Origin of the sequence: Porphyromonas uenonis 60-3, assembly GCF_000174775.1 — a bacterium.
Lineage (GTDB): Bacteria > Bacteroidota > Bacteroidia > Bacteroidales > Porphyromonadaceae > Porphyromonas > Porphyromonas uenonis_A.
On record NZ_ACLR01000204.1, the window covers coordinates 1 to 508 of the forward strand.

The window sequence follows — 508 nt, forward strand, 5'->3', positions numbered from 1 at the left end:
CACCCCTTAGGTCTTTATCTATAGCGAGTTTGGCAGGAGCATCGTACAGTACTTCGATACGATACTTGTCTCCCTCCTTACCAGTAGCGTCTTGGTAAGTGCGAGTGGACGGATTTGTCTCTCCGACCTTCTCATCATTGCGATAGATCACGTAGCCCTTGACCTCGGGAAGGGACGGGCAGTGGTCCACGTGTGAAGGTCTCACGGATGGTATCTCCGCTGAGCGTGGGGCTATCTGATATGACCAGCTCGATAGCCATGTAGCCTTTGTCTGTGAAGGGGGTAGATTGATACCCTATGAAGTTTGGTAACATCACATAGTATGCCTCCAAGCCTCCATCGATGCCCATGTACTTATCCTTTGAATTGGTGTCTACGAAGACAGCGTGAGGAGCTCCTGTCCGAACTCTAAATCCTACCTCAAGGTTCTCATTAGACTGTATCTTAAAGGGCTTCTTGAGAGGTATTGAGATCCACTTCTGATCTTCTTTTGTCGGGCTTACGAACT

The 508-nt window shown here is 48.8% G+C and carries 1 pseudogene; it reads right to left on the reverse strand.

The features are described from left to right. Nucleotides 1–134 precede the first annotated feature (134 nt). Nucleotides 135–508: pseudogene (locus PORUE0001_RS08075) on the reverse strand (protease); the annotation flags it as partial.